Source organism: Brevibacillus sp. FSL K6-6036 (genome assembly GCF_037964015.1).
In the GTDB taxonomy this organism is placed as follows: Bacteria; Bacillota; Bacilli; order Brevibacillales; family Brevibacillaceae; genus Brevibacillus; species Brevibacillus borstelensis.
The window spans coordinates 2,820,020-2,842,002 of sequence record NZ_CP150173.1; the positions used below are offsets into that span (position 1 = coordinate 2,820,020).

General features: G+C 51.7%; 25 protein-coding genes and 1 pseudogene. 13 read left to right on the forward strand and 13 right to left on the reverse strand.

Annotation, left to right across the window (positions count from 1 at the left end):
- Position 1: 1 nt before the first annotated feature.
- The 6 genes from NST37_RS14155 to NST37_RS14180 form a co-directional block, all read right to left on the reverse strand.
- Positions 2-850 carry an ABC transporter permease subunit gene (locus tag NST37_RS14155; RefSeq protein WP_035979656.1) on the reverse strand — a complete coding sequence of 283 codons (849 nt, stop codon included), beginning with the start codon at positions 848-850 and terminating at the stop codon, positions 2-4.
- Positions 847-1,776: an ABC transporter ATP-binding protein gene (locus tag NST37_RS14160; protein WP_338463445.1), complete on the reverse strand. Its 930-nt coding sequence runs from the start codon at positions 1,774-1,776 to the stop codon at positions 847-849. The genes NST37_RS14155 and NST37_RS14160 overlap by 4 nt, the downstream gene beginning before the upstream one ends.
- Complete coding sequence (locus NST37_RS14165) at positions 1,769-4,024, reverse strand: hypothetical protein (protein ID WP_003385682.1); 2,256 nt, start codon at positions 4,022-4,024, stop codon at positions 1,769-1,771. Before NST37_RS14165 ends, NST37_RS14160 begins: the two co-directional genes overlap by 8 nt.
- An 18-nt stretch (positions 4,025-4,042) precedes the next feature.
- Positions 4,043-5,119 carry a PD40 domain-containing protein gene (locus NST37_RS14170; protein ID WP_024984088.1) on the reverse strand — a complete coding sequence of 359 codons (1,077 nt, stop codon included), beginning with the start codon at positions 5,117-5,119 and terminating at the stop codon, positions 4,043-4,045.
- Complete coding sequence (locus tag NST37_RS14175) at positions 5,116-5,679, reverse strand: sigma-70 family RNA polymerase sigma factor (protein WP_003385684.1); 564 nt, start codon at positions 5,677-5,679, stop codon at positions 5,116-5,118. Before NST37_RS14175 ends, NST37_RS14170 begins: the two co-directional genes overlap by 4 nt.
- 172 nt (positions 5,680-5,851) lie before the next feature.
- Positions 5,852-7,000 carry a PLP-dependent aspartate aminotransferase family protein gene (locus NST37_RS14180; protein WP_003385685.1) on the reverse strand — a complete coding sequence of 383 codons (1,149 nt, stop codon included), beginning with the start codon at positions 6,998-7,000 and terminating at the stop codon, positions 5,852-5,854.
- 151 nt (positions 7,001-7,151) lie between these two features.
- On the opposite strand from NST37_RS14180, the gene NST37_RS14185 reads away from it, so the two are divergent.
- From NST37_RS14185 to NST37_RS14205, 5 genes are all read left to right on the forward strand, one after another.
- A complete protein-coding gene (locus tag NST37_RS14185; protein WP_003385686.1) occupies positions 7,152-7,511 on the forward strand; it encodes a response regulator in 360 nt (119 codons plus the stop codon).
- 152 nt (positions 7,512-7,663) lie between these two features.
- Positions 7,664-8,362 (forward strand): peptidylprolyl isomerase, encoded by a 699-nt coding sequence (locus NST37_RS14190; protein WP_003385687.1) that lies wholly within the window; start codon positions 7,664-7,666, stop codon positions 8,360-8,362.
- An 88-nt stretch (positions 8,363-8,450) separates the two neighbouring features.
- Positions 8,451-9,230: a hypothetical protein gene (locus NST37_RS14195; RefSeq protein WP_003385688.1), complete on the forward strand. Its 780-nt coding sequence runs from the start codon at positions 8,451-8,453 to the stop codon at positions 9,228-9,230.
- 6 nt (positions 9,231-9,236) lie between these two features.
- Positions 9,237-9,797, forward strand: coding sequence for a hypothetical protein (locus NST37_RS14200; protein WP_003385689.1), 561 nt, complete (start codon positions 9,237-9,239; stop codon positions 9,795-9,797).
- A gap of 113 nt (positions 9,798-9,910) precedes the next feature.
- The gene (locus tag NST37_RS14205; protein ID WP_031932872.1) at positions 9,911-10,552 is read left to right on the forward strand and encodes a cell wall hydrolase; all 642 of its coding nucleotides are present in this window, start codon (positions 9,911-9,913) and stop codon (positions 10,550-10,552) included.
- 319 nt (positions 10,553-10,871) lie between these two features.
- Here NST37_RS14205 and NST37_RS14210 read toward each other — a convergent pair whose 3' ends face one another.
- The gene (locus tag NST37_RS14210) at positions 10,872-11,636 is read right to left on the reverse strand and encodes a glucose 1-dehydrogenase (RefSeq protein WP_003385691.1); all 765 of its coding nucleotides are present in this window, start codon (positions 11,634-11,636) and stop codon (positions 10,872-10,874) included.
- 162 nt (positions 11,637-11,798) lie between these two features.
- On the opposite strand from NST37_RS14210, the gene NST37_RS14215 reads away from it, so the two are divergent.
- Entirely contained in the window at positions 11,799-12,107 is a 309-nt protein-coding gene (locus NST37_RS14215; protein ID WP_024984089.1) for a YfhH family protein, read from the forward strand.
- A 122-nt stretch (positions 12,108-12,229) separates the two neighbouring features.
- Positions 12,230-12,679: a DUF441 domain-containing protein gene (locus NST37_RS14220; protein ID WP_024984090.1), complete on the forward strand. Its 450-nt coding sequence runs from the start codon at positions 12,230-12,232 to the stop codon at positions 12,677-12,679.
- Between the two features lie 2 nt (positions 12,680-12,681).
- On the opposite strand, the gene NST37_RS14225 is transcribed toward NST37_RS14220, so the two are convergent.
- On the reverse strand, positions 12,682-13,002 hold the full coding sequence (locus NST37_RS14225; protein ID WP_003385694.1) for an iron-sulfur cluster biosynthesis family protein: 321 nt from the start codon (positions 13,000-13,002) through the stop codon (positions 12,682-12,684).
- Between the two features lie 100 nt (positions 13,003-13,102).
- On the opposite strand from NST37_RS14225, the gene NST37_RS14230 reads away from it, so the two are divergent.
- The 3 genes from NST37_RS14230 to NST37_RS14240 all read left to right on the forward strand — a co-directional run bounded on the left by NST37_RS14230 (position 13,103) and on the right by NST37_RS14240 (position 15,344).
- Positions 13,103-13,243: a hypothetical protein gene (locus NST37_RS14230; protein WP_170208365.1), complete on the forward strand. Its 141-nt coding sequence runs from the start codon at positions 13,103-13,105 to the stop codon at positions 13,241-13,243.
- Between the two features lie 87 nt (positions 13,244-13,330).
- Entirely contained in the window at positions 13,331-14,380 is a 1,050-nt protein-coding gene (locus NST37_RS14235) for a DUF2515 family protein (protein WP_003385696.1), read from the forward strand.
- Between the two features lie 22 nt (positions 14,381-14,402).
- On the forward strand, positions 14,403-15,344 hold the full coding sequence (locus NST37_RS14240; protein WP_003385699.1) for a hypothetical protein: 942 nt from the start codon (positions 14,403-14,405) through the stop codon (positions 15,342-15,344).
- A 41-nt stretch (positions 15,345-15,385) separates the two neighbouring features.
- Here NST37_RS14240 and NST37_RS14245 read toward each other — a convergent pair whose 3' ends face one another.
- Positions 15,386-16,228, reverse strand: coding sequence for a DUF1444 family protein (locus NST37_RS14245; RefSeq protein WP_338463441.1), 843 nt, complete (start codon positions 16,226-16,228; stop codon positions 15,386-15,388).
- Positions 16,229-16,309: 81 nt separating this feature from the next.
- Entirely contained in the window at positions 16,310-17,509 is a 1,200-nt protein-coding gene (locus NST37_RS14250; protein WP_003385702.1) for a DUF3900 domain-containing protein, read from the reverse strand.
- Positions 17,510-17,660: 151 nt separating this feature from the next.
- Here NST37_RS14250 and NST37_RS14255 point away from each other — a divergent pair, with 151 nt between their 5' ends.
- Positions 17,661-18,509, forward strand: coding sequence for a protein kinase (locus tag NST37_RS14255; RefSeq protein WP_003385704.1), 849 nt, complete (start codon positions 17,661-17,663; stop codon positions 18,507-18,509).
- Between the two features lie 24 nt (positions 18,510-18,533).
- On the opposite strand, the gene NST37_RS14260 is transcribed toward NST37_RS14255, so the two are convergent.
- The 3 genes from NST37_RS14260 to NST37_RS14270 all read right to left on the reverse strand — a co-directional run bounded on the left by NST37_RS14260 (position 18,534) and on the right by NST37_RS14270 (position 20,271).
- Entirely contained in the window at positions 18,534-18,689 is a 156-nt protein-coding gene (locus NST37_RS14260; protein WP_327927641.1) for a hypothetical protein, read from the reverse strand.
- A 38-nt stretch (positions 18,690-18,727) separates the two neighbouring features.
- The gene (locus NST37_RS14265; RefSeq protein ID WP_003385708.1) at positions 18,728-19,924 is read right to left on the reverse strand and encodes a DEAD/DEAH box helicase; all 1,197 of its coding nucleotides are present in this window, start codon (positions 19,922-19,924) and stop codon (positions 18,728-18,730) included.
- 203 nt (positions 19,925-20,127) lie between these two features.
- Positions 20,128-20,271, reverse strand: coding sequence for a hypothetical protein (locus NST37_RS14270; protein ID WP_003385710.1), 144 nt, complete (start codon positions 20,269-20,271; stop codon positions 20,128-20,130).
- A gap of 120 nt (positions 20,272-20,391) precedes the next feature.
- On the opposite strand from NST37_RS14270, the gene NST37_RS14275 reads away from it, so the two are divergent.
- Positions 20,392-21,459 carry a phosphodiester glycosidase family protein gene (locus NST37_RS14275; RefSeq protein ID WP_031932876.1) on the forward strand — a complete coding sequence of 356 codons (1,068 nt, stop codon included), beginning with the start codon at positions 20,392-20,394 and terminating at the stop codon, positions 21,457-21,459.
- Positions 21,440-21,968, forward strand: a pseudogene (locus NST37_RS14280) (DUF6886 family protein). Before NST37_RS14275 ends, NST37_RS14280 begins: the two are co-directional and overlap by 20 nt.
- Positions 21,969-21,983 lie beyond the last annotated feature (15 nt).

Sequence of the window (21,983 nt, forward strand, 5' to 3'; positions counted from 1 at the left end):
TCTACTTCTTCCAACTCCACCATTTTCGCCGGATCGGCCTCAAGAGATATGCGCTCCACAAGACAAGCAAAATGCTCAGTACCAAATAGAAGCACGAAAAAAACAGCCAAGGGGTGAAATCGAAGCGAATAGTAGGCAGTACTGTCTCGCCCAGTATGGCGAACAGCACGATCACCGGATTGATCCCGGCAAGGTATTGAAGCTCCGGCCTGCCCCACACTTCCTGCTGGAGCGACCGATCAGGGGTCAGTTGAATCAGAATCTCTCCGAGAAAGAGGAAGAGCAGACCAGTTACCACGACAAAAAAGAATGCAATGCCGTACGCGATGATCGTGCTGACTGCCGTCCGCTTGATCCAGGTGGAACAAAAAAGCCCGAGCGATCCGAGGAACATGATGTTCACACCGAAGAACAGAGCCAGTGTCAGGAGCTGTTCCGGGGATACGCTGCCGTACAGCATGACGATACTGTACAGAGGCATGGATGCAATCACGAGCAAGGATGTGAAGGCAAGCGAAGTAAACAGCTTGCTCCAAATAATCGTCCTCGGCGACAGTTGAGTGGTCAGCAGGATGTTCAGTGTCTGCCGCTCTCTCTCGCCGCTTACCGCGCCCGCCGTCAAGGCCGGCGCCACGAAGCAGATCATGGCGTAGTGAAGGGCTGCCGAGATGACGAACAGGTCTTTGTTTTGCCCGAGGCTTCCGGCTTTGATCGGATTGACGATCAAAAAGCCAAGCGGAATCCCTCCCATGATCAACAAAAACAGTGCCAATGTCCAAACTGTTTTTTTGGAGCGAAAACGTTCACGCAGCTCTTTGACGATGATCGGATTTAATGATGACGACTTCATCTTCCCGCCACTCCTTCCGTGATGGCGAGGAAGACAGCCTCCAGATTCTCACTCGACTCACCGAAGTACGACACGGCTACCTCTGCCTCGATCAGTTTTTGCAGCAGCTCCGCTTTCTGATGGTCGCTTCCGATGAAACGAAACCGAAAACCGTCCATGTTTTCCTCCAAATCTTCCACAAACATGTTTTCGGCCAAGATAAGCGCTGCCCGATGGTGATTTCTGAGTGTTTTCACCATCATCAGTGTCACTCCGCGCGCCCGAATGCTCACTTCATCCAATCCGCCGCAAGCGATTAATCGGCCTTTTTCGATAATTCCGATGTCATCACAAAGCTCAGCCAGCTCTGGCAGAATGTGCGAGCTGATCAGGATCGTTTTCCCCATACAGCGTAGCTGCTTTAAAATTTCCCTGAGCTCGATTCGCGCCCGGGGGTCCAGACCGGATGCCGGCTCATCCAGAATCAGCACCTGCGGGTCATGGATCAGGCATCGAGCCAGACTGAGCCGCTGCTGCATTCCGCGGGACAGAGAGTCAACATAGGCTTCCGCTTTGTCCGACAAATTCACCAGCTCCAGCAGGTCTGCGATCAGCGAGCTTCTTTTTTGCGGAGCTATTTTGAAGGCACCTGCGTAAAAATCAAGGTACTCGACAGCTGTCAAATTGTCATACACGCCAAAAAAGTCGGGCATGTAGCCGAGTGACTGGCGGACCTCAGCCGGTTCCTTCCGCACATCGTAACCGCAGACGAACGCCTCGCCTTCGGTTGGCTCCAGCAATGTCGAAAGGATCATCATCGTCGTGGATTTCCCCGCCCCATTTGGGCCAATAAACCCGAATACCTTTCCTTGCTCGATCCGTAGCTGGAGATCGATGAGTGCTTGCACCTTGCCATAGCTCTTGCTTAGGTGAATGGTCTCAATCATTTTGCTTGCGCTCCTTTCCCTCCACCTGGAAATACGGCATCGGCAATGCCAGGCGTTGCTCTCCCGGATTTGAGAAGCGGATCAGAATCGATCCATCGGGGGTAAGGTACTCACGAAGCTCCTTCTCAAGCATAAGCCGTTTATCCCTTGGCAGCGGCATCCATTTGCCGCTCTTTTGATGGAAGACCTCTTTTTCGAAGGGACGAAACATGCTGTGGTCGAGAGGCACGGTCAATTGAACCGCTGTCTGCAGGGCCTCGCCCAATTGCAGGGCAAAGGTTGCACTGCCTTTGGACAGCTCCCAGAGACCATCACTGTTGGAATCGAAATCGCCTTTTACTTCGTGGATATCGACACGCAGCATCCCGAATGGATATGTGATGTAGCCATTTGCATCCGGTTCGAGCTGAACATTTTGCGCGATGACATTCCAGTGATGGTCCCGATGGGGAAGCTTCAGCGTGAAAGGAGAAAGCGGCTCCTGATTGATACCCTTGATTCGGATCGTGTTGCCACTGCCATATGCCAGGACATCATCCTGCATGCGGCGAACGCGTTGTTCCGGCGTCTCTTCACCCTCGGAAAATGTTTGACGAGGAATGTACAGAGACTCCAGCTTTACATCGATATTCTTTCCCTCCCCCTTTTTCAGGCTTCCTATCGGGATGCGCTGAAACCCAACCTCCAGATACGTTTGTTCAAGCGAAAACACGGTATCGTTTTTGATGCTGCCCGTGATGCGGTCTCCTGTTACCCGGAGATGGGTCTCGATTTGTCCTGTATCGCGCAGCATGCTGAATCCTACCGTTTGCCGGGGGGTCAGATACGGGACATTCTGAAACGTCAGAATGCTGTCACCACTGTTTTTCCCTTCCGCGACCATCCCTTCCGGCTCGTAATCATTTCGTCCGACAGACAGCGGTACCGCCACGGTTCCCGGTTTGGTATCGACGTCAAAATTCCCGCCGCTTACGACCAGGAAAGAAGAAGCGGTCATCGCCTCCGCCGCCTCTTTATCCAGCAAACGAACCTTTGTCACGGCATAGCTGACGTCTTCCGATACGACCATAGGCTTGCCCAGATAAAATATCCCTGTACTGAGCAAGACAGCCGCCCCTGGAATGATGGCCCAGGCCCATTGTCGTTTCTCTTTGCGTTTCAAGAGCCAATACAAAACGGGAGCGACGATGAGTACATACAGCACCCATAATCCGGCCATCATGACCGGGTCAGGCGTTCTTACCTGCGGAATCTGTCTGCTCAGTTCCAAAGACGGACGCCCAAGCTGGTCAAAGTACATATTATTTGACAAGGTGTTCTGAATGCCGTGTTGTTGAAAGACGTTTTGCCAGAGCTGTGCGTTGTATTGCCAAGATGCCAACGGTTCTTGCGAAACATCGTAATTGACAAACAGAAATAACCCTTCGCCCATTTTCCGAGAGACGAATAAAGGCTGACGCTCATCGTAAACAGGGATGTCAAGAGAAGGTATGATTTTTTCCGAAAGGTATGGACGGAGACCTTCCGTTGCTGATATTTTTCCATGCTCGTGTGATTTCAAGGAAAGGAGGTCCGAGAATCTCTCCGATACCCTCGGTTGATCCGGTCCTGCCGAAAAAATGAGAACCCCGCCTTGCTTGACCCAGAGTTTGATCGCCTCTACTTGCTTGTCTCCAAGGGCCGAAACGTCATTTCCACCTAGCGCCAAAATATCCAGGTTGTTATATTGCCACGGCACCTCAGGCATCAGCTCGGGTGACAAATTGTGGACGATATAAGGCGCCCTGACACCGGGACCAGGTTGGTTCATTGCCAAAAAGTGAAAGGCGCTGTCGCCGGAGTGCAACACGCCTATGATGATACCGTCTCTGGGGTAGGGCAATCGTACTTTTTCACTTTTCACCGTCCTGCCATTCTCGACCAGGTGCAGCTTCCAGTCGTTCATCATCATTTCGGCCGGGAGATCGAAAAAAATCTGTTTCTTCTCTCCCTCTTGCAAGGTCAAGGGCTGTTTCAGTATGACCTTGCGGCTTTGCTGCCTGTAAGGATCTTTTCGCAATTCTACCGTCCCGGAAAAAGGCTTGTCTCTGCTTGTTACCGCTACCTCCAGCCTCATCCAGGAATCGTATTTGACAATGCCATCAAGAGGGACATTAACGGTTATCTCGTAGTTCCCTTCTGCAGCTGCGGGTGCAGCTGCTGCCCCCAGACAAAGCACTATCAAAGCGAGCAGCCATTTCCATTTCATGCCTCTATCCTCCGCTCGTCATCGTGACGCAATTGAAATTATGGTCTTCGTCTCACCCTTTTGCTTTTGAGTCAAAAGCAGGTGGTTGCGGTCGCTGGACCACTGAGCCTTGACCAATGCGCCATCCCCTAATCTTCGAATGGGAACAATCCGTATCTCAGGCGGGTCTTGACTCATCTGGGCTTGCTTCATTTTTCCGTCCGGTGTGGTAAATGTAAGGCTGTCGACATTATTCCATGATGGCCATACGCCTGCCTCCAGCTTTGTGACCGCCCCCGACCGTACTTCCATAACGTGGACGGTGTCCTGTTTTACAAAAGCCAATAACCTTCCGTCAGGCGACCACTCCGGCTGCGTTCCCTCGACCAGCTTCCAGTCTTGCATGGCTACGGTGCTGCTGACCCAAATCTCCTCGGTTCCATCGCTCGTCTGCCGCGTATAGGCGATGCTTTCATCGTATTGCGACCAGCTTGGAGCTCCGAGTACAACGCCTTTTTCTTCTTTCAGGAGCCGTTTGCTCGAAGGACGATTCTCATCTGCCAAGCTGACAATCCACAAACGCGAAAACTCTTCTGCCTGTTCCACAACAGCCAGTTGTTTTCCGCGATTTGACCAGGCTACTGCCGTATACTCACCGCCGCCATCGGAAAGGACAAGGGTCCCTTGTGACTGCGAATGATCCGGCTCTCTTGTCTTGACAACCCTCTTGTCTTCCACGTAGGCAACAACGGTACCATCCGCATTCAGGTCAACCAGCGGCTCCGTCCCATCGGTGGCGAGCGTCATCACCGAGTAGTGACGCACCGACGGAGTATTGTCTCCCCACATACCGAAGCATACAGCAAGCAGCAGCAACAGAAGGCCGCCGCTTGTCACCAGCAGCAGACGGCGGGCTTTGCCGCTTTTCTGGCTCGTCTGCGCTCGTTTCCGTTCCTGCTCTAGCTCTTGTATCCGTTGAAGCAATTGCTTTTTCAACTTTTCTTTGAGCATATAGTTAACCGGTACTGCCCGTCTAAGTTCCTGAAGGTGGGAGAGAAGCTGTGCAATGGTACCTTCGTCATAACCGTCGTTGGGGAAGCGCTCTTGGTCTCTCATTGGTTGTCTCCCCTTTCGTACATCCTCTGGAGCTGATGCAAAGCCCGATAGGAGATCATTTTTACGCTTGATTCCGTTTTCCCCAACACTTCTGCCACTTGGCTGATTTTCAAGTCGGCAAAATAGCGCAGCGTCAGCACATCCCGCTGGTCCTGCGTCAATAATTCCAGACGGTCCCGAAGCATGCGAATATCTTCATTCAACAGTGTCAACCGCTCCGGCTGCCACGTCTCATCTGCTTCCGCTCCCACAAACATTTCCTGATCCACCGGCACTTCCCTGTTTTTTCGCATAAAATCGACATACGTGTTGTGGGCAATCCGAAAAATCCAGGATGCAAAGGGACTGGTTCTGCTGTATTGTTCAAATTTTTCTAGCGCTTTTAAAAAGACCGTCGTGGTCAAGTCATCCGCGTCCCAAGAATTCCGGACTCGGCAGCGAAGATAGCGGTTTACCCGGTCAAAGTACTCATCGTACAGTTCGCTAAAATCGCGCGCTTCAAAATATTGATTTGATGACTCGGTGGACGGCCCTTCCGATCGTTTAATCGCCATCTCCATACTGTTCGTCACCCGCTGCAAGACGAATCTTGGGTACAAAATTGGGTACAAAAAATCGACATTGCAGGAGCTTTCCCCCTTTTGGACTACATCAAAGTACTACGTTTCAAATGGGTAAAATGTTACAGGATTTGGCGAAAAAAATTGTTAAAAAAGGTAAGGTGTTGGAAAATCATGTCAACAATGCCCGATTAAGCTCTTCCATGATATCTTCTGCCGCCTCAATCCCTACCGACAAACGGACCAGCCCCATGGTGATTCCGCTTGCGGAACGCTGCTCCTCTGACAAGGCCCGATGCGAGGTCGTTACTGGATGAGAGACACTTGTCTCCACGCCAGCCAGCGAAGGAGCGAGCTTGATCCAACGCAAGGAACGATAAAAATCGTACACCCGGCTCTCATCGGCAAGCGTAAATGAAACCATCGCCCCCTGCTTTGGACGGACGAAGAAGGCGGTGTGTTCCGCGTCCGGGTAAAATGTCTCTTTTACAGCCGGATGGTCCTTGAGAAATTGAGCGACCCTGCTGGCATTGTCACATTGTTTTTCCATGCGAAGCGCCAATGTTTTGAGTCCCCGCGCGGTCAGCCAGGCTTCAAACGGACTGAGAGACGCCCCGTAGTTGACTATCACTTGTCGGGCACGCTCAATCAGTTCTTTCGACCCGACCAGAACACCAGCCGTTACATCGCTGTGACCCCCAATGTATTTGGTTGCCGAGTGCACTACCAGATCAGCTCCGAAGAGCGTTGGCTGCACCAGATAGGGGGTCGCGAACGTATTGTCGACCATGACCGTCAGACCGTAGCTTTTTGCTTGCTGAATCCAATAGGGCATATCGACAACCGTCAGCAAAGGATTCGTGATCGTTTCCATGAAAAACAGCTTGGTGTTGGAACGGATATGCTTGTCGAGCGAATCAAGACGATTCAGATCAATGCCCTCCGCAGATATTCCGAGTTTGGCCAATTCGTGAAACAGCAGATGATAAGTGCCTCCGTAAATCTCATGAGAGGCAAGCACATGGTCCCCCGGTCCCAGGACAGAAAGCAGACCAGCCATAATCGCTCCCATTCCAGAAGCAGCACTGACTCCCGCTTCTGCCTCCTCCAGGCGGGCCACAGTATCCGCCAGCTCATGCTGGTTCGGGTTTCCATTTCGTGTATACAAGAACTCCCCTTCTCCGGCATAATATCGCTCAACATCCTCCAGACTCGAGAAAGCGAAAACAGACGTCTGGTAGATGGGAGTAGCTTTCCCTTTTACCTGTCTCAGCGGTTCGTGTCCAATATGTACGGTTTTGGTTTCAAAGCGGTCTGCCACGCTAACCCCTCCAATGTCACATTTCCTAACATTATATCATGTGCCTACCTCTGTCGATCAAGTGACGATCCTTCAACGTTGCGCAGGTTTAGTCCTGCGAGCGAATGGGTATATAGTCCCTGTACACCAAGAAGCAAGGAGAGAACAATACATGGCTAAGATTTTAGTGGTTGACGACGCAGCGTTTATGAGGATGCAACTGACTGATATTTTGCAAAAGGGCGGGCACGAGGTCATCGGACAAGCCGAGAATGGTCAGGAAGCCATTGAAAAATATAACCAATTGAGACCGGATTTGGTGACGATGGATATTACCATGCCGGTAATGGAAGGCATTGACGCTGTAAAGGGAATCAAGCAGATTGATCCGGGAGCAAAAGTGATCATGTGCTCCGCGATGGGTCAGCAGCACATGGTCGTCGCTGCGATTCAGGCAGGGGCAAAAGACTTTGTCGTAAAACCATTTCATCCTGACAGGGTTCATGAAGCGATAAAAAAAGTGATCGGCTAGCATGCTCTATCCTCTCTTGCACGAGAGGATTTTTTTCTTTCTTCATAAGTTTCCTCAACTTTTCCATATCCCTGCCGCATTTTGACGAGATGGTGAAGTGTATGATAATGTGTGTTGTGAATCAAGGATATTACGAAAGGATGGATGACTAGATGAAGAAATCCTTACTGGCTATCTTCACGATTGTGCTCTCAATCGGACTCTTGATCGGCTGTAGTTCCAATAACGAGTCTACCTCTCCGGAAAATACAAATAATCAACCGACTCAAGAACAGCCGAAAGAAAAGGACAAGACCCCGGCTCAGCCGGCGCCTCCGGGAAAATATAAGGAATACCCAGCCATGTCGATCGACACGAACAAGAAGTATACTGCAAAAGTATCGACCTCTTTGGGAGATTTTACGGTGGAGTTGTTTGCCAAAGACGCTCCCAAAACAGTCAACAACTTTGTTTTCCTGGCGAAGGACAAGTTCTACGACAACCTGACCTTCCACCGCGTGATCAAAGACTTCATGATCCAGACCGGCGACCCGAAAGGCGATGGAACCGGCGGCCCTGGGTACAACTTTGAGGATGAACTCAACAACGGCCACAAATATGAAGAAGGCATCGTCGCGATGGCCAATGTCGGCCCCAACACAAACGGCAGCCAATTCTTCATCGGATCAGGGAAGGATGTCGAGGGACTGAACAACTCGCCTAACTACACCATCTTTGGCAAGGTCGTAAGCGGCATGGATGTAGTCCACAAAATCGCCGCCGTCAAAGTAAAAGCAAACCCGCTCATCAACGAGCAAAGCGTACCGGAGCAACCCGTTACCATCAAAACCATTACGATCGAAGAAAAATAATGCATCGAAGCCGTCGGTTAAAACCGGCGGCTTTTCTTTTGAAACTTTTACCAATCCCGAGCGTCTATTTCTTTTGAGGTGTACATGGATGAAGAAAAAGACAATCTTTGCAGCCAGTGCCATCTGGCTTGTCATGTGGGTTCTGAGTATCGCTTGGTACGAGCACAAAACCCTCAGTGAACTGTATATACTGCGCCACTACGAGCGCCTGCCCCTCTTCAATGAAGGATATGTATGGAATCTATCCTTCGTCAAAAATACGAATGACCCCCGAGAGGTGCGAAGCATTGTTGTACCCGGTTTTCCTTCGGCGATCCGCGCCTCCGGCGGTGACGGCAATTATCATCTAGACAATTATGTGAGCTATCGCGGAGTTCAATTTATCATTCCAAACGAATCCGACATTCCTAAGAAAATAACAGAGCTGGAGGTCACTTTTTCGGATGGCTCCTCGCAGATGGTCGACATCGGTGAGCTTTATCTGGATGAAGAGCGGGAAGGAGAGCCTTCAACAGTATTGAGCGGTTATCACAGCAGAGGCTCGGAAAATGAGGGCAGCGCCACTTCCCGATTTGCAAAAGATGCACTGCTTACAAATGTAACCTTCCTGCCCGCCGCCGTATCCGCAAAAGATTTGGAAGTTTCGATCAATGACTCCCTGTGGGAAAAGGGCAAGACACTCTCTTTCTCGAAAGGGGAGCCGCTCAAGGTTTCTTATCGCGTAGTATCTGAGGACGGTGTGAGCTTCGCCGGAACGATACATCTGCACTTCCGAACTTCTGATGGCACTGAATTCGTAGAGGAAGTGCCATTCCGCGCCAGAAGCGATCGCGATCAACTACTCCAAGCCATCCGGAAAGGAAGATAACCCGTCGTGTATCGAAAAGCGTATTTGCAAATATGGTGGGGCTTGCTTTTTCTCTTGATATCCTTCCGTGTGCAAGGGATTGATCTGTTGCCTGACTTCATCGGTTACGTGCTGCTCTTTCTCGGATTCCGAGCCTTGGTCTCGCTACATCTCCGCTTCCGTACGGCCATGTTTATGACGGTCCTGTCCGTCATTTATCGGGTAGCCTTGACAGTCATTCTCCCCGGGAGCGAAGAGGGAAAACCGATACTTTCTTATCCCTTGACACCTTTTCTCGAAAGCATTCAAACCATATTTCATTTCCTGATAATCTACACCATGTACCAGGCGATCTGTTCCGTCGCCAAAATGCAAGGCTCCCTCGACTTTGCCCAGAAGCTCGAAGGGGCTCAAAAAATACTGTTATATGCGTTTCTGGCAGTGGCGTTTACCTCGCCGCTCCTCCCCCATTCGGTCGACGGAATAGTTGCGCTTCTCTTTATCCCGCAGCTGATTTTTATCTTCTGCTGTTTGTATTCCCTCATCTTGGTCCGGCTTGCAGCACGCCAATCAGCAATTAGTAAATAGTTCTATGGAACCAATCTCCTATTGAACCACTTCCAATCCACAGGTAAACTGGCACATGACCTGATTCGCTTCCGCGACACACGAGCAAAAAGCGAAAAGGAGTGGTTTTGATCGTGATGACACGAGAAGCGCGAATGCGCTTTTTCTTCTTTCTAAACAGCTTTGTTTTATTGTTGCTTTGTTTGTTTGTCACCCCGACGAACGCAACTGCCCCCCAGATTATCAAGTGGGGACCCTCTCTGCCGATGAAGGGTGACATGCAGCCAGCGAAAGCCGAGGTGGCGGACAAGCAATCTTCACGGAATGGTTCAAAACCTCGCATTGCAAAAGAAGAACGCACATCCGTTCGAGCGAGTCGAGACGATCAGCGGATCGCTATTCGAAACGGAAAAGCAAGAATCTCGAAACGAGATATGGAACTGTTAGCCCGGTTGGTTTACGCGGAAGGCCGGGGAGAACCGTATGAGGGACAAGTGGCCATCGCCGCGGTCGTGTTGAATCGGGTAGAGTCTCCTCAATTTCCAAACACGGTTCGAGAGGTCATTTTTGCCCGCAATGCATTCTCGCCGGTACAAAACGGCCGTTTATCACAAAAAACGAATGAGACGGCGAGAAAGGCTGTGAGCGATGCGGTCAACGGACGGGATCCTTCTGGGGGAGCTCTTTACTTTTTCAATCCAAAAACGGCAACGTCGGATTGGATCTGGTCCAGAACGCCAACGCTCCGTATCAAGAATCATGTGTTTGCCCGATAAGGCCGGACATCAGATTTGTGAATTAAATTTAATATTACTTTATTTTTATTTTATCAACAGTTAACCTTTTTCTGTTACATTTCTATACGTAAGCACTTTTTCAACGCATTGAGAAAAGTTCACGATTTCTCACAGTACGCATGATTAGGTCTCTTGATTATCTAGTTATGCCTACTGTGAAAATGCCGGATGAAGATCGTTGCTTTGGGTGAGAGCAAAGCAGCTTCTTTTGGGCCAATCGACATTTTTCTCAATCGCCCCCAAAACTTGGCATTCCCCTTGGGAGTGCTGTTTTTTTTGCAAAAAAAGAGGGTTCTGTCTAGAACCCGTAAACGGACATCCCTCCATCAACTGCAATTGTCTGGCCGGATATGTATGCAGCAGCATCGGAAGCAAGGAAAATCGCCGGCCCGACCAAATCCTCTGCATTTCCGATCCGTCCGCTCGGAGTACGGCTCAGCACTTCCTGCAGAAATGCTGGATCATCCAGGAGCTTTTCTGTAAGCGGAGTCCGAAAATACCAGGGAGCGATCGCATTTATGTTGACGCCGTACTTGCTCCATTCCAAGGCAAGAACCCTTGTCATATGAATTACCCCGGATTTGCTCGCACCGTAGGCTACTCCCGTCCGCAAGGCGACCAGCCCCGCTACCGAGGCAATATTGACAATGCGTCCGTACCTCTGCTCACACATGATTCTGCCTGCGGCCTGGCACATGCGAAATGTGCTTTTCAGATTAAGATCAACGACCTTGTCCCAGTCCTCCGTTGATACGTCTAGCGCTTGTTTGCGGATGTTCATGCCGGCGTTGTTGATCAAGATGTCCCAGCGACCCCATTTTTCCATCACCGAAGCAGCTACTTTCTCCGGAGCCGCGTCCTCTGTCAGGTCTGCCTGGATCGCAAAAGCTGTACCACCCATCTGTTGGATCTCCCGTACCACTTCGCGGATATCCGTCTCTGTGCGAGCTACGCAAGCCACCTTCGCCCCTGCTTCGGCCAATCCCAGCGCCAACGCTTTGCCAATGCCTCTGCCTGCTCCGGTTACGACCGCCGTTTTTCCTGTTACATCAAATCGGTTCAAGTTCCTCATCCTCCTCTTCGTGCTGAATTTTGCTGACTTTATCCTCTATACCTGGTCTTTCTATCCTATAAGTGCTTTGCCGACCTCGTTTAGCATTCGCCGTACATAGTCAATTCCCCTGTTTCCTGTTACAATGGAAGGCATGGAAAGGAGGTCGTCGGCGTGCGATTGTTAAGTCAAATGACCTTGGCTGAGCTGCAGGAAGAGATGGAGCGTCTGCGCCTCTTGATCGAAGAAAATAAGCAACTCGGCGACTCGTCGCAATTGGCCATCTATCGCCAAAAGTTTTTTATGGCCAAATCGTATTACATCGGGACCGATGAATTTCGGATCGGCGGAACCTATCGCGTCCATGAGCACGATCAACCATTTACGATTGAGTATTTCAATGGCGTGTTTGCCTGGGGGAAATTTCCCGATTCACCCGAGGCTGTCGGTTTCCCTGTCGGAATGCTGGAGTTGTGGGTATAGCTGGTGTATGTATGAAAGCCGGTCTTGGCAGATACAAGACCGGCTTTTCTCATGAAAAGATTGCCACGACTCCGCTTTACTCGGGTATAATAGGGGCAAAAAGAAAGAGAGTATTTGTAAACATGGACATTATTAATCTGATGCTGCTAGCCCTGCTTGCCATGGGCATTCTCGGAAATAACTCCGCTGTCTCCATCGCCGTCGCTGTATTGCTTCTGGTCAGGCTGCTCCATGTTGAGAAGGCCTTTCCCTTCCTGGAACAGTATGGCTTACAGATCGGCATCATCGTGTTGACCATCGGCGTCTTGGCGCCACTGGCAAGCGGAAAGATCAGCCCGCAGACCATCCTCTCTATTTTCACCCACTGGCAGTCGATTGTCGCCGTTTTTGTCGGGATATTCGTTGCCTATTTGGGAGGCAGAGGAGTCACCCTGATGACAGCAAATCCATTGGTCGTGACCGGCATTCTGCTAGGTACGATCATTGGCGTGACGTTTTTTCGCGGTGTACCGGTCGGTCCACTTATCGCGGCGGGTATGCTCGCCTTCATTTTGCAATTCTTCCCCAAGTAATCTTACTCCCATCTTCCTTTGACACGCAGCCCATAGGCGACAATTTGCTCAGGGGTTACCAGTCGGAACCCCTGCTGCTCCCGATAATCGACAACGAGCGAATCACTCCCGATGTAATCCACTGTCTCTGCGTCCAACAGGAAGGTTACACCTGCTTCTTCGGTTATCTGGTCACTTGGGGCGGGGTCATCCCAAAACAAGCCATATTCGACGGTCATCCCGCAGCCTCCCACCAATTCTCCATTGATCCGTACTGCTTGCCCCCTCTCTGCGGCCATAGGACGCAGAATCGCGATTGCTGTCTGTGTTGCTGTTATCTTCATCTGTGCTCACCACTCCCGGGTTCGGCTTTGTTGTTGATGCATCATCTCTTCCATAATAGCATACAATGGTTGAAAGGCTTTTTGGAGGAGACGATCGTTTATGAACATCTACGAGCAAGACGGCATGTTTATCGCAGAAATGGAATACCAATCAGAGCGTATCATTAAGTTTGGGAAAACATGGGAAGAGGCCAAAGAAAACCTATTGGTGCGTCTTCTCGTACTGGAAATGATAGGATAAAAAGCGGGTCACCACGGCGGCCTGCTTTTTTACTGGAACGGTGGATGAAACACAACCGACAGACTGATATCAGAAAGGCAGATCTGGATGAAACCAATTCTTACAGAAGAGCGCGGGCTGGTGGCAGAGATCAGGCGCGCAACGAATGAAGCCAATCGGAACAACCTCACTCGCACCAAGGCGTACCTTGATTTTTTTCAGAAGCATCCTGAGGTGCATTGGGCATTGCTAGCCCATCTTGTCTCTCGCAATGGCGGGTGGAATATGACCGATCTGAAAGGAGAGTGGCTCCCCCGTCTCATGGACGCAAGTGAGGTGGAGCGGACGTTTTGGTTTCTCGAACGCTGCAACTGGCTTATTTTCCACGATGCCTACGCCCAGCTGCTGCTTTACGAAAAAATGAAAGACGCGAATGAAGACTTGACTCTTTTCCTGCCGGATCTGGGTGTTTCACGCTTTATGCAGCCGATTTGGCAAGACTTTCTACACAAACGCGACAGCCAGCTTTTGACCCGTGCGCTGATCGTCAATGAACAGCAGTACATTGAGCAAAGAGTAGTGGACAAGCCCTTTGCGCAGAAGCACATTTTCTTTAGCCCGGCTTTCTTTGCCCAGTCAGTCCTCTCTTTGAATCAGGTACTCTTTCCTTACAAGGAGCACCCGACCGATCGCAGACTCCGCATTTGCGGCATGACCGTTCAACGCTTTCCTTCCCTGGAGCAGCGCATCGCTACGGGCAAAGCCTTGTACCAACTGCTCTTTGACAATCCTGTCCGCCTGGCAAAAATATACGAATGGGCGCAGCGGATTCCCCATTCCGGTTCGCGTGCCGACTACTGGCCCCATCTCTTTTCGCCGCGGCCGCATGCAGTGGATGCGCATGTCGCATACACCCCGCGAATGGAAGGCACGGAGCTTCGTCCCGGCACTCACAAGCTGTACAGTCCGACACTGACTGCCGCTTGGCCTGATCAGGAGCATCCGCCTGCAGACGGGGTAGACTGGTATCGCGACGACAAATGGCTTGCGGAGTTGGATGAGCGGTCTGATCTGCCTACCATTGACGAGGAGAAATACATCCGTTCCCTGCATATGATTGAGTGGGGCGTCAGATTTGTCACTGCTTTTAGCCCATAGAAAAGGCGGGAGGCTGTGTTTGATGCAAGCGGCTGTACGTTTACAGAAGCAATACATACTGGACTGTCAATTGCCGTCTGGCACCTTTCTACTGGGGCCTGATCGAAAACAGGTCAACCCTTACTTCACGAATCTCGCCTTGATCCCCCTGATCAGACTGGGTGAATGTAAAAACGTGCAGAGCCATGCAGATTGGTATTTGCGGAACAGGAATGAACACGGCTATGTAAATGACTTCCTCGTTCGCGGCGAACGCCTGGAAGACACGGGCACGGCAGACAGCGAGGACAGCTACCACGCCACATGGTTCAGTCTGGTGGCAGAATTGATGCGGTACGAAGGCGACAGGGAATGGTTGAGAGATCGTGAGCAGGAATGCTTGGAACTCCTGGAGGGAATCGCCCGTTTGCAACAGAAGGACGGTTTGACGTGGGCGAAGAGCTCTTATCGGGTAAAATACTTGATGGATAACTGCGAGGTCGCAAAGGGGCTGGAGGATGCCGCATTTCTGTTCTCCCTGCTCGAAAACCATGCAGCCTGCAGAGAAGCAAAGCTCCGGGCAGAGGCCTGCCGGCAGGGAATCCTCCGGATGTACAGTCCGCTGCGAAAATCGTTTGCGGTCTTCAACCGCAGCTTCCCCAATTGGCGCAAATGGTACCCGGATGCCACTTCACAGGCGTTTCCCATTATGTACGGCATTGCTCCGCCAGAGATCGCGCATTCGCTGTATCAGCGTATCACAAGCTCCTTTCCACAGTTCGAACGGTTCCAGACGGACGATCCTTACCCGTGGATGGCGATGGGTGTCTGCGCGTTGCGGATGGGCGATTACGCGCGGGTAACCCGCATGCTCGATACCGCCCAAGCCTTGTACATCGAAGGGCCTCGCCGTCCCTACTGGCTCATCCATGAAGCTGGCCGCTTCATGGAGCTTGCGCTGGAGACGGGAGATGTCCGCTTCTAGGCGAGAGAATAGCCACGAGGAGGCCGAGGCTCCAAACGGCCTTAGCTCTTGGCTCCGGGTCCGGCCCCTTTCTTCTTTTCATGCGTGACGACAACGATCGGAATAAGCTCCCCAGCTTCCCAGACGAACGGAAGCGGCGAGATCGGCATCGAGCTCTTGGATGCAAAGTCATAGGTGAGTCTGGACAGCAGTTCAGCCCCCGAGTCGCCATGCAAATCACCGAAGATCAGTACATCCGGGTGGGGAATGGCGACACCCAGAACATCTCCTGTCCGAGACGCTTCCATCTCTTCGATGAGCGAGGGCAGCAGTATTCTGCTTGCCGCATACCCGTCCGCAGCCGCAATAAAGGTGATTGTGTTTGGCCCTACTTTTTGCTGCTTTTTCGGGATCGGCAGTTGTTGCAGATTGCTGATGGCATGCCGATGCAGCTCTTCCGCTGTCCAACCGGCACTGACGAGCATTTCCTGTTCGATCAGGCGATAGCCTTTTGCATCGTCCAAAGCGTACAGGATCGACGTTTGTTCCGTATGCGTGCGATGGACCCAGCGCTCCGGGTTTTTCTTCACAAACGAGGAATGCCTCAGGACGGGATATATATGGCTTTCCGCACCTTTCAAGGTCATCGGCTTCAAATGTCCCTGAACAATGGCGAGCACACGCCTGGCGAACGCCTGCGTCAGTTCGGCAGCTTCCTGCGGAGTCTTTTCAGCTCGGACAAAAAGCGGCGTTAACGGCAGCCCAGCGATCAATTGCTTGCCTGATTCAGTTTCCACGATACGGATTTCTCCTTCCCCTCCCACACAGGAAAGACCTGCCGGAAGCTGTCTGTTCAACAATTCCACCGTCTTTTGCATGAGAGATTGTCGATTGGTGTTTTCCATGACCTATCCACCCGTTTCTTTTTGAAAGTATACTCCTGTTGGCCGCAAGCGAGCCTCCGTTTCACCTGCTGTTGCCGAGCTTTAGTCCCATGGCGGGGTGTCGTCGGGAGGTGTTTGCCGATTTGTTGGGATACCTTGAGCGGGTTTGCCGGGTCCGGCATCCGCGTCATTCCATGGCGGCTTCTCGGAAACAGTTGGCGCATACGACTGGGCGTAGCCTGGGCCAGGCTGGCGACTCTCCAACTCTCGAACAATTTCATGAAGATCCTTCGGCTTTAAAAACTCGACGGGAGACACCCCTCTTTCGAACTGCAAAAAGTCCCCATCCAGCAAAATGACGTATCGGCCGTTCACTTTGGCGATATGAAAATTGTTCCCGTAATCAGCAAGCAGCGCTTTTACCTGCATGTGGTCCAGCTTGCACTTCAGCTCAATTTCCGGCTGCCTGTCGGTAAGAATTTGGGCGGCTTCCATCACCGTCTCATGGTCCCATTTTTCCGCCAGTTCGCGCTTCGGGCTTGCAGCAATCAGCTCGATCTCTTCCTCCGCCCGCTGCCGCTCTTCAGAAGCCTCGGGGTAGACGAGCTCGATATGCTGCCGGGCCAGCGTGAGCACTTCCTCCGAAATCAGTTGCGTCACCGTCTGCGGGTACTCCACAAAGCGCAAAAATTCCTCAAAATAGCGAGCATGGGAGAACTGGTGTATTTTGACGTGATACGGGTCGTTCATGCCGGTTTCAATCATATTCGGATACATCAAGGACTTCATGTTTTTGGCATTAATAGCCATTTGCACATTGGAAATGAGACTGTGTTCATCGGTAATTACCGCTGTTTTCTGTTCAAAATCGCACTTGAGGATGAAGACGAACGGCTCGTCCAAGGTCTCCAACCGGGTCCGCACCACGATCAGGACCCCGCCTCTCACTTGCGATGTACGCAGATACGATTGCACCAGCTCCTGCGATGGCTGCTTGCTCTCTCCTACGGTGACGGCCTGGAGCAAACGATTCAGCAGGGCATAGTTGGGGTTCGCCTCCAGCGGATGGCCCTCTTCGATCACAAACCGGCCCAGTTTGGTCGGGCTTGCTTCACTCTTCGGATTCATCTCTGCCTTTCGCTTGGCGATGCGGGCAAACTCGCCATCCAGAAACTCCCGCAGTTCACTCTTCTCATATTCATCTCCAGACAAATGGCGGGTCATCCGTACCTGCTTGTTCCCGCTCTCTTCCTCCGGCTGTTCGATGAGATAAAATGAAAGCCAATCGATTACAAAATTCATACGCTTCCGCTCCTGTCTGACAAGTAACAGAACTGATTATAACAAATGGCGGAAGAAACGGTCAGCCTTTTTCGGAGCATGAAAGGCGCTTCCTTTTCAAATGGACCCGCTGCCGCTTATGGTATGATGGTTTCAGGAGGAGGATCTATTCATGTGGAAACGACTGGTCGCTTGGTGGAATGAAACCGTTCGAGACAAGCCCTATCCGATCGGGACTCGCATCGGGAAGTACACTGTCGATCGCGTACTCGGAATGGGCAGCTACGGGATCGCGTACCTTGCCTGTGATGAAGTGACAAGTGAGCTGATCGTCCTCAAACAGGTAAAGCCTAGCCTGCGCCATAGCCCAAAAGGAGAAGCCATGCAAGCATACGAGCAGCGTATTCTCCAGGCTCTTTGCCACCCGCAAATGCCTCGTTTTATGGAACGGTTTCATTTTCGGGGTGATTCCTTTTTGGCGATGTCATATATAGAAGGACCGACGCTGGAAGAACTGCTGTTTGACGAGCAAGCTGTCCTCGGCGAGTACGAGGCGGCCCGATTCATGCTCCGGGTCGGCGAACTTGTCTCCTATCTGCACAAGCAAGGGATCATTCATAGAGACGTGCGAATACCGAATGTGATCTGGCAAAAGGGGACCCCTTACCTGATCGACTTTGGTCTGGCGCGCTTTTACGGAGATTCGCCAACCTACATCGCAGATGACATGAGCAGCTATCCGGAGGAAAAACAGTTGAAACGCCGTGTTGAACCTGCAAGCGACCTTTACGCCCTCGGGCACTTCTTTCTGTTTCTGCTTTACACCGGGTATACGCCGCCCGAGAACCAGCCAGAGCGAAGCTGGGAAGAAGAGCTGACACTTCAGCCGGAGGTCTCCTCGATGATCAGGCGACTCCTGCACATCGATCAAGGCTATGCCGATGTGGACGAATGGCTGCATGAGCTGAAAGCCTTTATCCGCAACCAGAAGATGAAAAAGAGCAGCATACCCTCGTCATAGCTTGGGGTATCTGCTCTTTTTGCATTACTCGCGGATTGGCTCCTGCTTGGCATTCTCCATTTTTTGCTTGAGTTCCCCTGCTTCACGACGCAAGGTCTGACGCTCATGCTTCGAGAGCTCTTCTCCGCCGGCGGGACCATTGACCAGCAAATCTTCCTCATACAACCGATCTTTGCGCATGGGAACCTCCTGTGGACAAAAGAATGGTGAACCCACTCCTACTTTGTTTCAAAACGCCGCTTCTTATGTACCGGACGTCTTTCGTTTGAGACTTCCCTGGCCTGTTCGGGGTCGAGCAATTGCCCGTGAGACATGACCTTTTCCATGATGGCAAGCCCGGTTTGCTTTGAAAATTTCCGGAGAATAAACAGTTCCTGGGGTGTGCTGATGGAAAAGACGAGTCCAGCCCTGCCCATTCGCCCTGTTCGTCCGCTGCGGTGCACGTATGTATCGGAGTCAGGGGCTGGATCAAAGTGAACGACGCACTCCACTTCCGGTATATCCAGGCCCCGTGCCGCGACGTCTGTCGTGATCAAGACCGGATACACGCCTTCGCGGAACTGCTGCAAGGCCCTGGCCCTCTCTTCTTTACTCGTGTCGCGGTGCAGGAAACGGCACGGCAGGTGATGGTATTCCAGCTTGGCGACGATCTCCTCTACCTTGTCGATCTGGTTGACAAAGACGATAGCCGCCCGAACATTTGCCAACCGCAGAAGACGCCGCAGGGTGTCCACCTTTTTCCGCGGTTCGCTGACAAGATACATGTGAACGACGCCAATGGCATTCTCCGGCCCCGATGCCCTGATCAAAGCAGGATCGTTTGCCATTTCGGACGCTAGTTCGATAACCGCGTCAGGGAGTGTCGCAGAGAAAAAGAGCCGCTGGGTATCCCGCATCACCCGGCGCATCACTTCCTGCACGGATCGAAGGAAGCCGCTATCCAGCAAGCGATCTGCCTCATCGACGACGACTGCTTTGACTTCATGCACCTTTACCTTGCGACTTTCCAAAAGTTCAACCAGTCGACCGGGGGTGGCAGCTACGAGTGAGGGGCGTTTCTTCAGCCGCTCCAATTGGCGCTTTACGTCCACTCCTCCGATGATTGCCGCTGCCGACATGTTTTTCTTGGCAAGCAAGCCTTCCGCGACCTTCGTAATTTGCATGACGAGCTCGTGCGTAGGTGCCAAAACGAGCAGTTGTATGTCTTTGGACTCAGTATCCAGACGATCGATCAGCGGGAGCAGGTAAGCAAGCGTCTTTCCCGTTCCGGTAGGTGATTCAACCAATGCATTTCGGCCGCTCTGAATGAGAGGAATCGCTTCCTCCTGTACAGGCGTCGGCCGCTCTATTTTTTGCTCTCGCAAAGCATCCATCAACGGTGCGCTTAATGTAAAATCTGCAAACGTGGTGCTCACAAAAACCCTCCTGGCATTGCTTTATCGTGCTTGGGTAAGCTTACCACATTTTGCGCCTGTGCGAAACAGCGCGGTTTCTGCACTCGCCCAAGCCAACCTTGCCATTGCCGGGCAGTATCATTGTCCTGGGCAACTCCTCATCTTTTCAACACCGTCTTTGCTGTGAAAAAAGCGAAATCCGCCTGGAGGATTTCGCTCATCGGTCACCGATTGTTCGAGTCAAGACGGGTCTCCCGCTTTTCCATCTTGTCATGCCGATCCTTCTCCGTCCGTTGATTATGGGTTCCCGGGGGATTTTCCCGATACGCCTCCACCTCGTTTTGAAACTCTTCATCATAGCCGCGCATCACTATCACCTCCTGCGGTTATTTTGTCCGGATGTTGCTTTTCTGTTTCACGAAACTTTTTTACGCTCCGTTCGTCAATCTATTACAGAGAACTTATTACATTTTATAGGAAGGGTCACCATGCAAACTTTATCACGCACTCGTACGAGAAAAAGACGCCAACGACGAAACCGCCCCTGGCGGCTATTGAAACGCCTTCTATTTATGGGCACGATGACCGCCGCTACCTTTATGCTTCTCGGAGCTACATTTCTGTTCACTACCGACACGGGAGAGGAGCTTCGGGAATGGGCCGCAGGCACGCTGCTGACGACTCAGCACGATTACTGGGCGCCTTATACATTTTTGCCGGAGGAGAAGCTGGAGGCTCTCAAACAGCAAATCCGCAATCCCGTCGTCATTAACTCGGCAGACGAAACCACGAACACGCCAAAGGATGAGCCGGTGGATGGACCAGCTGCTGTAGCGATTCCGGAAGTAAAAAAGGAATTGATTGAAATCGAGGAAATCGACGAAAAGCGCAGCAATTATTACTTTAAAGGAAAGATCATGTATATCAGCGATCCGAAACGCGTTCAACTGCTCGTCTCCAATCGGAAGGATCGCGGCGAGCTGCTCGATGAATTTGTCAAAAAGCACAACGCTCTGGGAATTGTAAATGCGAGCGGCTTCTCCGATCCCGATGGTTACGGAAATGGCGTCAAAGCGTTTGGACTTTTGATCAAGGATGGAAAGATTTTGCAGAACTACAACGCAAAAGGCGGGGAAACAGCGCTTGGGATCACTTTTGACGGGAAGCTGATCACAGGGAACTACACAGCCCAACAGCTGGTGGACATGGGCGTGAAAGACGCCATGAGCTTCCGTCCGCAGCTCATCGTCAATGGAAAAAATCTGTTCGCGGACAAGCCGGCAAAAAGCTGGGGGATTCAGCCGAGGACAGCCATTGGTCAGAAGGAAGACGGAACGATCGTGTTTGTCGTCATTGACGGACGCCAGCCTGGACATTCAATCGGCGCCAGCATGAACGATATCGCCGAATTGCTAGCTGAGCGCGGAGTGGTTACCGCGATGGCGATGGACGGAGGCTCGAGCTCGATGATGCTGCATAATAACGAAGCGATCACGAAAACGTCCTGCCCGTATTACCGCGGCCGCTATCTGCCTAATGCCTGGGCAGTTATATAAGAGGTTTAGCTTGTACTATCACTTTAGCGAAGACCCGTCGATCATCTGCTTTCATCCGCGACCGCATCCATCCCATCCGTCTCTGGCACCGGTAGTCTGGGCGATCGACCAGGAGAAATCCCCGCTGTACTTTTTCCCGCGGGACTGTCCCCGGATCGGGTTTGGCCGTTCGGCAAAGACCACGCCTGAGGATGCCGCCCGGTTTATGGGATACCCGGATGCTTCCATGATCATCGCTGCAGAGTCAGCATGGTATCAAAGAAGCAAAGCTGTACAAGTATACGTTCCCTCCCAACCCCTTCGTTTGCTGGGATCATGGGGCCGGCTATTATGTTTGCCACGAGACAGTTACGCCTCTATCCGTGGAGCCAATGGGCGATCTGCTGGACTGCCTGACTCAAGCAAACGTGGAGCTTCGTCTCACTCCTTCTTTGAAGCCCTTGCACGATTCCCTGCTCGATTCCACGATGCAGTTTTCCATGATCCGTCTGCGAAATGCCCGGCTGTAATGACCGGATTCAAAA

What these genes read in the sequence shown, in the direction of transcription:
- NST37_RS14220 (WP_024984090.1), top strand. Translation starts at nt 12,230, where the DNA reads ATGGACATTATTAATCTGATGCTGCTAGCCCTGCTTGCCATGGGCATT.
- NST37_RS14155 (WP_035979656.1), bottom strand. Translation starts at nt 850, where the DNA reads ATGAAGTCGTCATCATTAAATCCGATCATCGTCAAAGAGCTGCGTGAA.
- NST37_RS14240 (WP_003385699.1), top strand. Translation starts at nt 14,403, where the DNA reads ATGCAAGCGGCTGTACGTTTACAGAAGCAATACATACTGGACTGTCAA.
- NST37_RS14225 (WP_003385694.1), bottom strand. Translation starts at nt 13,002, where the DNA reads ATGAAGATAACAGCAACACAGACAGCAATCGCGATTCTGCGTCCTATG.
- NST37_RS14160 (WP_338463445.1), bottom strand. Translation starts at nt 1,776, where the DNA reads ATGATTGAGACCATTCACCTAAGCAAGAGCTATGGCAAGGTGCAAGCA.
- NST37_RS14170 (WP_024984088.1), bottom strand. Translation starts at nt 5,119, where the DNA reads ATGAGAGACCAAGAGCGCTTCCCCAACGACGGTTATGACGAAGGTACC.
- NST37_RS14260 (WP_327927641.1), bottom strand. Translation starts at nt 18,689, where the DNA reads ATGCGCAAAGATCGGTTGTATGAGGAAGATTTGCTGGTCAATGGTCCC.
- NST37_RS14195 (WP_003385688.1), top strand. Translation starts at nt 8,451, where the DNA reads ATGAAGAAAAAGACAATCTTTGCAGCCAGTGCCATCTGGCTTGTCATG.
- NST37_RS14175 (WP_003385684.1), bottom strand. Translation starts at nt 5,679, where the DNA reads ATGGAGATGGCGATTAAACGATCGGAAGGGCCGTCCACCGAGTCATCA.
- NST37_RS14255 (WP_003385704.1), top strand. Translation starts at nt 17,661, where the DNA reads ATGTGGAAACGACTGGTCGCTTGGTGGAATGAAACCGTTCGAGACAAG.
- NST37_RS14190 (WP_003385687.1), top strand. Translation starts at nt 7,664, where the DNA reads ATGAAGAAATCCTTACTGGCTATCTTCACGATTGTGCTCTCAATCGGA.
- NST37_RS14250 (WP_003385702.1), bottom strand. Translation starts at nt 17,509, where the DNA reads ATGAATTTTGTAATCGATTGGCTTTCATTTTATCTCATCGAACAGCCG.
- NST37_RS14230 (WP_170208365.1), top strand. Translation starts at nt 13,103, where the DNA reads ATGAACATCTACGAGCAAGACGGCATGTTTATCGCAGAAATGGAATAC.
- NST37_RS14270 (WP_003385710.1), bottom strand. Translation starts at nt 20,271, where the DNA reads ATGCGCGGCTATGATGAAGAGTTTCAAAACGAGGTGGAGGCGTATCGG.
- NST37_RS14165 (WP_003385682.1), bottom strand. Translation starts at nt 4,024, where the DNA reads ATGAAATGGAAATGGCTGCTCGCTTTGATAGTGCTTTGTCTGGGGGCA.
- NST37_RS14245 (WP_338463441.1), bottom strand. Translation starts at nt 16,228, where the DNA reads ATGGAAAACACCAATCGACAATCTCTCATGCAAAAGACGGTGGAATTG.
- NST37_RS14235 (WP_003385696.1), top strand. Translation starts at nt 13,331, where the DNA reads ATGAAACCAATTCTTACAGAAGAGCGCGGGCTGGTGGCAGAGATCAGG.
- NST37_RS14275 (WP_031932876.1), top strand. Translation starts at nt 20,392, where the DNA reads ATGCAAACTTTATCACGCACTCGTACGAGAAAAAGACGCCAACGACGA.
- NST37_RS14185 (WP_003385686.1), top strand. Translation starts at nt 7,152, where the DNA reads ATGGCTAAGATTTTAGTGGTTGACGACGCAGCGTTTATGAGGATGCAA.